The 6654-nt window shown below is 73.6% G+C and carries 10 protein-coding genes; 4 read left to right on the top strand and 6 right to left on the bottom strand.

Features of this window, described 5'->3' with window-relative positions; genetic code table 11:
* Together RH94_RS44445 and RH94_RS24245 are read right to left on the bottom strand one after the other, a co-directional pair.
* Positions 1–299 (bottom strand): helix-turn-helix domain-containing protein (locus RH94_RS44445; RefSeq protein WP_234426001.1); only part of this gene is annotated, 299 nt, incomplete at its 3' end.
* Between the two features lie 98 nt (positions 300–397).
* On the bottom strand, positions 398–628 hold the full coding sequence (locus tag RH94_RS24245; protein WP_073949911.1) for a DUF397 domain-containing protein: 231 nt from the start codon (positions 626–628) through the stop codon (positions 398–400).
* Positions 629–812: 184 nt separating this feature from the next.
* Here RH94_RS24245 and RH94_RS24240 point away from each other — a divergent pair, with 184 nt between their 5' ends.
* The 3 genes from RH94_RS24240 (at position 813) to RH94_RS24230 (ending at position 2314) form a co-directional block, all read left to right on the top strand.
* The gene (locus RH94_RS24240; protein ID WP_073949909.1) at positions 813–1358 is read left to right on the top strand and encodes a hypothetical protein; all 546 of its coding nucleotides are present in this window, start codon (positions 813–815) and stop codon (positions 1356–1358) included.
* A 309-nt stretch (positions 1359–1667) separates the two neighbouring features.
* Positions 1668–1913, top strand: a complete 246-nt coding sequence (locus tag RH94_RS24235; RefSeq protein ID WP_073949907.1) for a WhiB family transcriptional regulator — start codon at positions 1668–1670, stop codon at positions 1911–1913.
* Between the two features lie 143 nt (positions 1914–2056).
* The gene (locus RH94_RS24230; RefSeq protein ID WP_073949905.1) at positions 2057–2314 is read left to right on the top strand and encodes a DUF5133 domain-containing protein; all 258 of its coding nucleotides are present in this window, start codon (positions 2057–2059) and stop codon (positions 2312–2314) included.
* 75 nt (positions 2315–2389) lie between these two features.
* On the opposite strand, the gene tgmB is transcribed toward RH94_RS24230, so the two are convergent.
* The 3 genes from tgmB to RH94_RS24215 all read right to left on the bottom strand — a co-directional run bounded on the left by tgmB (position 2390) and on the right by RH94_RS24215 (position 4042).
* Positions 2390–3373 carry an ATP-grasp ribosomal peptide maturase gene (tgmB, locus tag RH94_RS24225; RefSeq protein WP_073949904.1) on the bottom strand — a complete coding sequence of 328 codons (984 nt, stop codon included), beginning with the start codon at positions 3371–3373 and terminating at the stop codon, positions 2390–2392.
* A 15-nt stretch (positions 3374–3388) separates the two neighbouring features.
* A complete protein-coding gene (gene tgmA, locus RH94_RS24220; protein WP_073949902.1) occupies positions 3389–3580 on the bottom strand; it encodes a putative ATP-grasp-modified RiPP in 192 nt (63 codons plus the stop codon).
* 120 nt (positions 3581–3700) lie between these two features.
* The gene (locus RH94_RS24215) at positions 3701–4042 is read right to left on the bottom strand and encodes a YkvA family protein (RefSeq protein WP_073949900.1); all 342 of its coding nucleotides are present in this window, start codon (positions 4040–4042) and stop codon (positions 3701–3703) included.
* Between the two features lie 208 nt (positions 4043–4250).
* Between RH94_RS24215 and RH94_RS24210 the strand changes: the two genes are divergently transcribed.
* A complete protein-coding gene (locus RH94_RS24210) occupies positions 4251–5282 on the top strand; it encodes a hypothetical protein (RefSeq protein ID WP_199881046.1) in 1032 nt (343 codons plus the stop codon).
* Between the two features lie 48 nt (positions 5283–5330).
* Here the strand turns inward: RH94_RS24210 and RH94_RS24205 are convergent, their stop codons facing one another.
* The gene (locus RH94_RS24205; protein WP_073949899.1) at positions 5331–6551 is read right to left on the bottom strand and encodes a hypothetical protein; all 1221 of its coding nucleotides are present in this window, start codon (positions 6549–6551) and stop codon (positions 5331–5333) included.
* Between the last annotated feature and the right edge of the window lie 103 nt (positions 6552–6654).

Genomic DNA, 6654 nt, shown 5'->3' with positions numbered 1-6654 from the left:
CCCGCCCGCCGCAGCAGCCTGAGCAGGACCGAGGACTCGTAGTCGTCGGTGCCGTACAGCCGCAGAAGGGAGTGGACGTCGCCCTCCGCCGGCGGGCGGCGTCCCTTGCCGGACTCGATGCGCGAGAGCTTCGCGGCGCTGAACCCGAGTTCCCGTGCCGCCTGTTCCTGGGACAGGCCGGCGTCCTCGCGGAAGCCCGCCAGTTGGACACCGACCAGCATCTTCAGCAGGGTCGGGGCCGGTTCGGGCCGGTCCAGATAGGGTTCGAGGCGGGAGAGGCGGTGCGGCTCGGCGGACATCCTGACTCCCAGTGGGCCGGCGGACTTGAGGGTCACAGTAGCGCACCGCCCCGTCGCGCAGCGCGTACGCCCGTACAAGTCGGCAACTTCCCTCCGCTTCACAGCAGATGGTCGAACTCGCCCTCCTTGGCGCCGGCCAGGAACGCGGCCACCTCCGCCGGGGTGTAGACCAGGGCGGGGCCGTCGGGATCACGGGAGTTGCGCACCGCGATGCCGCCGCCGGCCAGAGCGGCGACCTCCACGCAGTTGCCCTCGGCGTTGCTGTGCCGGCTCTTGATCCAGCGGGCGTCCAACGAGCTCGCCCGCACTCCGTTCCGCACTGGTGGCACCGCAGTCTCCTTGTTGTTCACGTTCCCGCACCCGTGTACTTTCACGAGAAATTTCGCGTGCAATTGCACGCCGACGGCCTCAGCGTGGATAATAGCCAGCGCGTCAACCCCTCGGCGGGCGGCCCACGCTGACCCCGCATCAGGGAGACGCACCCATACGACCGCCGCTGAAAGGCCCGACGCCATGCGCACCGCACCGACGCATCAGCCGAGCACCCAGCGCACCGACCGCGCGACGCCGCCGACCGGCGTGGCCGCCACCACGCCCCTGTCGGCCCTGGAGCGGGTGCCCTGGAGCGAGATCAAGGACTCCACCGGCTCCGCGGCCGACATCCCCCTGTTGCTCGCCGGGGTGGCCTGCGGTGACGCCGTCACCGCCCGCGCCGCCCTGGAGGAGCTGCGCAGGCGCATCTGCCAGTACGGCTTCGTCGTGGAACAGGCGACCGCCGCCACGGTCCCGTTCCTGTGGGAGCTCGCCCAGCTCCCGCGGGTGACCTGCCGTCCGCAGATCATCCAGTTGCTCAAGAACATCGCCGACGCCCGGCAGTGGGAGAGCGTCGCCGCGGTCTACCCCAAGGTCCTCAGCCGCCGGGAGAACCCCGTGGTGTGGGAGCGCAGGGCGCGGCAGGCCGTGCGTGCCCGGAGCGGCGTGCTGCCGGCGCTGCTGGCGGACCGGGACCAGGACATCGCCCGGGCCACGACGGAGCTCGCCGACGCGCTCGCCGAGTGAGCGGCGGCCCGGGACCTCCGGGCCGTACCGGCTGCTCGGGGACCACTCGGATTCGGCCACCAGAACGAATATTTTTCCGCCGAAACCTCCTGGCGGCCGCAGACCGCCCGGCCCTCGGGGTTCACGGCGCGGTGTTTTCCTGCACGCACCCCCCCGTGCGGCGGGCAGGGTCTTGGCCGCGAGACCGAAATGCACCTATATTGCCGATACCTCTGCCGGGTCGTGCGGCGCCCTGTTGCCGCGGACGGGAGCTGCCCGGACAAGGGCGGCCGAGTGTGAGCGGAGGCCTCGGTGAGTTCTACCCCGCAGATGGACTGGCGCGAGCACGGGGCGTGCCGCTTCGAGGATCCCGAGCTGTTCTTCCCGCTCGGGGAGGGCGGCCTCTCGCTGCGGCAGACAGAACAGGCTCGCGCGGTGTGCCACCGGTGCCCCGTGCTGCGCGAGTGCCGGAACTGGGCCCTGCGCAACCGTGAGTACGACGGTGTCTGGGGCGGCATGACCGCGAGGGAGCGCCGCGCGGTGACGGGGCGCGGCTCCGGGGACCGCGGCCGGTGACGCCGGCGGGTCCCCGGCGGCGACCGGTGGCCGGGCCACCGGAAAGCGACTGAATCCGGTCGAAGGTGTGCTCATGAGGCAGCCGGTATGCATGGCACGGCGTGCCGGGGGCAGGAGCAGCAAAAATCGAGAGAGGGGGCTCCGTGCTGATTCCGGACCCGAAGGTCGTCAGGACGTTGCTGACTCGGTACGCATCGCTGAAGATCGCTCAGGCGGAGAGGGGACGGGACGAGACGGCCCGGGAGTTGGCGGACGTCAGTTACACCTTGTGCGTCATGATGGGCACCACCAGCATCGACGACGCGATCGGCAAGGCGGACGCACTGCTGCTCGCTCCCGGGCGGCCCGCGGCGGCCGCCGCGGAGGCGGACGGTGAGGGCGGCCTGTCCCTGGCTGTCTGACGTCCGCGCGCGAGGGCGGGCGGACGGGGGCTCCCGGGCTTTCGCCGGGCCTTTTGTGGCACGGCGTGCCTGCGATCAAGGAGCCACCGTGCGCCTGCCGTTGACCTGTTCGCGGCCCCGCGGGGTGGGGTGGGCCAGCCACTCGGCGATGGTGCGGGCGATCGGCTGGCCGGTCTCCACCTCGATGAACCCGAACTGCCCGGACTGGTTGCACTCCAGGAACCACCACGTCCCGTCCGCGTCCTCGGCGAAGTCGAACGCGCCGTAGGCCAGTTCGGCCTCCCGCAGATAGGTGCGCACGGCCGCGGCCACCCGCGGCGGCACCTCGGCCGGCAGCCACGGCGTACCGGACGTGGCGAACCGGACGTCCACCTCGTCGGGGTCGGCGTCCGCCGGGGTCGCCTTGCGGGCGGCCAGCAGCGTGTCGCCGACGACGGTCAGCCGGATGTCGGCGCGCTTGGCGACCCTGCGCTGCAGCAGTGTGGGTCCGTAGGCCACCGCACCGAAGTCCGCCTCCGGCGCGACCCGGCTGGTCGGCACGGCCCTCGGCGGCTCCTGGGGATGCGCGCCGGAGACCGGCTTGACCACCAGGTCCGGGAAGCGCTCGGCGAACTCCCGGGCGGCCTGCGGGAACGTGGTGATCAGGGTGGCCGGCACGGGCAGGCCGCTGCGCTGGGCGAGCCACAGCTGCCAGGGCTTGTGCCGGGCGCGCGGCGCCGCGTCGGGATGGTTCATCCACCGGGCGGCGCAGCCGCGCAGCATCCCGTAGAGGGCCTGCGCGGCCTCCTCGGTCAGCCAGGCGGAGGGCTGCGCCGCCCGGGCCGCCGGAACCCCCGGCCTGCGCACCCAGACCGAGCGCAGGCCGCTGACGCTCACCAGCCGCCCGCCGGCGGACAGATGGCCGCGGAAGGAGCCGTGGACGTACTCGCCCGACAGGGCGGCGCCCGCGGTCAGGTCCGCCGGGTCCAGCCGGACCACCGGGACGGAGGAGGCGTTCAGGTGCACCACCACCATGTCCGCCGTCACGTCCTCCTCGCCGGTCAGGATCAGTACGGTCATCGTCGCGGGCCGCGCTCAGTCGTCGAAGTGCGTCTTGGAGCCCGCGGTGGAGGTCGTGGTGCCCAGCTCCCTGAGGAGCGCGTGGTCGGACGCGGCGATCCGTCCGTCCACGGTGACGTTCAACTGCAGCCCGGAGTCATAGACGTACGGCGTGGTCACTTCCCGTTCCACTGCCGGACGTGCGTAGTTGAGCGCGAACGGTTGCATCGTCTCTCCCCTGTCGGTGCAGCCGCGATCAAGCGGTGGTCGTCCTTGCGGCGTCGCTTGGCCCGCTGACTTTTTCGGGTTCCCGACCACTTATACGAATCGAACGGGTGAATGGTTTCCTTACGGAGCGTAGTCGTCGGCGTTCATATGCCCACGACGTCCGAAACGTCCCGTTCGGCGTGCCGGGAGGGACAGCCGTTCACCGCCGGCGGCGTGCAGCGAGCGCAGTGCCAGGAGCAGGACACCGATGTCGTCCAGGTACACCGGGTCGGGCAGCAGGTCCGTCGGCAGGATCAGATACGCGACGGCACCCCAGAAGACCCAGCGCGGCCCCGTCGGAAGCCCGGCGCGGCGCAGATCGCGCCGGGTGCGCACCAGCCGCACGAGCAGAGCGACGGCCACGCCGAGCACGGCGGCCGCGAGCACGGCGGCCACGAGCAGCACCTTCTCGGTGGAATCCACGGTTCCCGCCCCTTCCTGTCGTCCTGCTCGCCGGCAGACGCATCCTGTCGGATGCCCGGTCGCCGCGCTTCCATGACCGCCGGACGGAGTCACCCAAGTGCCTCGCACCGTTGGTGCCCGGGCAGAGCGCCCCCTTGTAATGGCCAGGGTAAACGGCGTGTCGCCTTCGGGGGCGCAGAGGCGGCCGCACCCCTGCCATGGAGCACAGATGACCACCCGCACCCCACCAACCTGGTCGAACCGGTCCGTCGTCGCCTTCCCCGAGGAGATCCACCGGTCCGGGCCGCCCGGCGGCACGGTGGAAGACGGGGAGGACGGCAGCGCGGACGGTGATCCGCTCAGTGGCCTGGTCCGGGCAGCCGTCGGCGACCGGCCCGTGGAGGAGGTCGTCCGGCTCGTCGCCCTTCTGGAGGAGACGCCCGAGTACGCCGACGCCGTCCGCCACGCCCTGCGCGCGGTCGCCCTGCACCGGCCCGTGGAGGACGTCGCCCGACTGGTCGCCGAGCTGACCCGGCCGCCGCGTCCGGCCGACAGCGCCGACGACACCATCCGCGCCGCGGTCACGAGCCGCTGCGCGGCGGACGTGACCCGGCTGGTGGCCCTGCTGCACCGGCCGCCGCAGCAGCCGCACTGCGCACGGGAAGCGGTCCGTGCGGCCACGGCCGGCCGCACGGTGGAGGACCTCGTGCAGCTGATCGGCCGGCTGGCCCGGGAACGGCACGACGAGCCGTACGGCGAGCCGTGCGCCGCGCGGCCCGTGGAGGAGGAGCGTCCGGTCGCCGACGCGCCGGGCCGTAAGGCAGGGCGCCCCGTCTTCCGGCCGGGCTGGATCGCCGCGGCGGCACTCGTGGTGTGCGGCGCGGCGCACTTCCCGATGCGGTGGGAGGGCGTGCCCGTCCCGCTCTGCGTGCTCGCCCTCGCCGTGTCGGGGCTGTGCGGGGCACTGGCCCTCGTGCTGCTCCTGCGCACCGGCGTGGTGGCCCTGGTGGCCGGGGCGGTGCTCCCCGCGGTGCTCGCGGGGGCCGGCTACGTCGAAGGCCGGTTCGCCTCGGCCGAGCTGACCCGGGCACTGGCGATCACCGTGGCGCCGCCGCGGAGCGCCGGGCTCACCGCGGTGTGCGCCTCACTGGCCTGTCTGGCCGCGCTGACGCTGCTGCTGATGGTCCAGGTGGCCGAGAGGCATCCCCCGCCCCGGCCGGCCGCACCGGACTCACGGACCGTCGACCCGCCGGTGCCGTGAGCACTCCGGGTGTTCCGTCCACGCCGGGCAGCACTCCCCGGACCGGGCTCAGTCCCCGGTCCGGGGCCGCGTGAGCCCGGAGGAGGACTCGGAGGCGTCCTCGGAGCCCCCGCCGGCCGGGGAGGCCGTTCCCTCCCGGGAGGTCCCGTCCGGGGCGGCGCCGGGGCGCAGCGACAGGGCCGTGTCCTTCAGGCGCCCGAAGCCGCGTGCCAGCTGCTGGAAGGGCGACCCCGCGGACGCACGTCCCTGCCTCCTCGCGGGCAGCGCGCCCTCGGCCTCCGCCTCCTGGTACACGGCGAGCGCCTCGTGGGCCCGCTCGGCGGCCTCCCGGTACAGGTCCCGGGACCTCGTCATCGCCTCCAGGGCCTCGGCGTACATGGCGGCGAGCTCACGCGCGCGGGCGAGCTCCTCCTCCATGGTCATCAGGTGCCACTCCTCGCGCAGCGCGGTCAGCGCCTCCTCGGCGCCGGCCGGCAGGGGCCGGGGCAGTGCGGCGAACCGCGTGATCGCGTCGAGGAGTTCCGTGGGCTCCGTGCCGTCCAGGAAGACGCTGCGCACGGAGAACCCGTCCGCGTCGTAACCGGGCGCCGCCGGGCTGCCGGGCAGGACGACGGCGCCGCCGCGGGGCACCCGGGCGCCGAAGTCGTCCAGCACCCAGTTGACGGCCCGGAACCGGTGGGGCGCGGCGCGGTGTTCCACGACCCGGTGCCGCAGCCCCTCCGGCAGCAGCCGCACCAGCGGCAGCCGGCCGTGCTCGTCCGGCGTCATGGCCTCGTGCACGACGACGTGGACGGCCCAGGTGTCCCGCACCGCGTGCTTCAGGACGCGCCTGAGCTCCTTGTCGTCCTCGGGAAGGGAGTTGGCGTCCCCGAGCCGCAGGCCCGTGACGGCTTCGCGGTCCCAGCCGGCACCGGACTCCTGCGGCCAGAACATGACCGCGGGGGAGGGCCACCGCGGATCCCAGGACTGCTCCGCCTCCGCCATCAGCACCCACTCCCGCGCCTGTCCGGGCCCGGAGCCGTGCGGGGGCGACAGGGCGAGCCGGGCCCGTACGGTCACCTCGCCGGGCGCGAGCCAGCGGGCCTCGAAGACCTGCTCGCGGACGGGATCGGCGTTCTCCGGTACGAGGTGGTCCTGGAGGACACCGTCGGCCTTGAGCCGCTTCAGGCGACGCCGTACGGCGTCCTCCGCGGCCGGCCCTTCGTGACGGCCGCGGGCGGGCCACACCGTGGGCGGGGCCGCGGGGCGGGAGGAGGGAGAGTTCGACATGGCCAATCTGCGGGCGGGGGACGGCGTGCACGTTCAGTATCACCACGTCGGATCATGCCCGATCCGGCGGGGTCGACGCCCGTCCGGCCCCGTCGGCGGCGCC

The sequence above is a fragment of the Streptomyces kebangsaanensis genome (assembly GCF_001906585.1).
Classification (GTDB): domain Bacteria; phylum Actinomycetota; class Actinomycetes; order Streptomycetales; family Streptomycetaceae; genus Streptomyces; species Streptomyces kebangsaanensis.
The sequence above is the reverse complement of the archived record's forward strand: the minus strand, read 5'-3'. Positions and strand labels throughout refer to the sequence as shown.

Excerpts from the sequence above, each read along its gene's own strand:
- RH94_RS24240 (WP_073949909.1), top strand. The coding sequence starts at position 813 with ATGCGCACCGCACCGACGCATCAGCCGAGCACCCAGCGCACCGACCGC.
- RH94_RS24235 (WP_073949907.1), top strand. The coding sequence starts at position 1,668 with ATGGACTGGCGCGAGCACGGGGCGTGCCGCTTCGAGGATCCCGAGCTG.
- tgmB (WP_073949904.1), bottom strand. The coding sequence starts at position 3,373 with ATGACCGTACTGATCCTGACCGGCGAGGAGGACGTGACGGCGGACATG.
- tgmA (WP_073949902.1), bottom strand. The coding sequence starts at position 3,580 with ATGCAACCGTTCGCGCTCAACTACGCACGTCCGGCAGTGGAACGGGAA.
- RH94_RS24210 (WP_199881046.1), top strand. The coding sequence starts at position 4,251 with ATGACCACCCGCACCCCACCAACCTGGTCGAACCGGTCCGTCGTCGCC.
- RH94_RS24205 (WP_073949899.1), bottom strand. The coding sequence starts at position 6,551 with ATGTCGAACTCTCCCTCCTCCCGCCCCGCGGCCCCGCCCACGGTGTGG.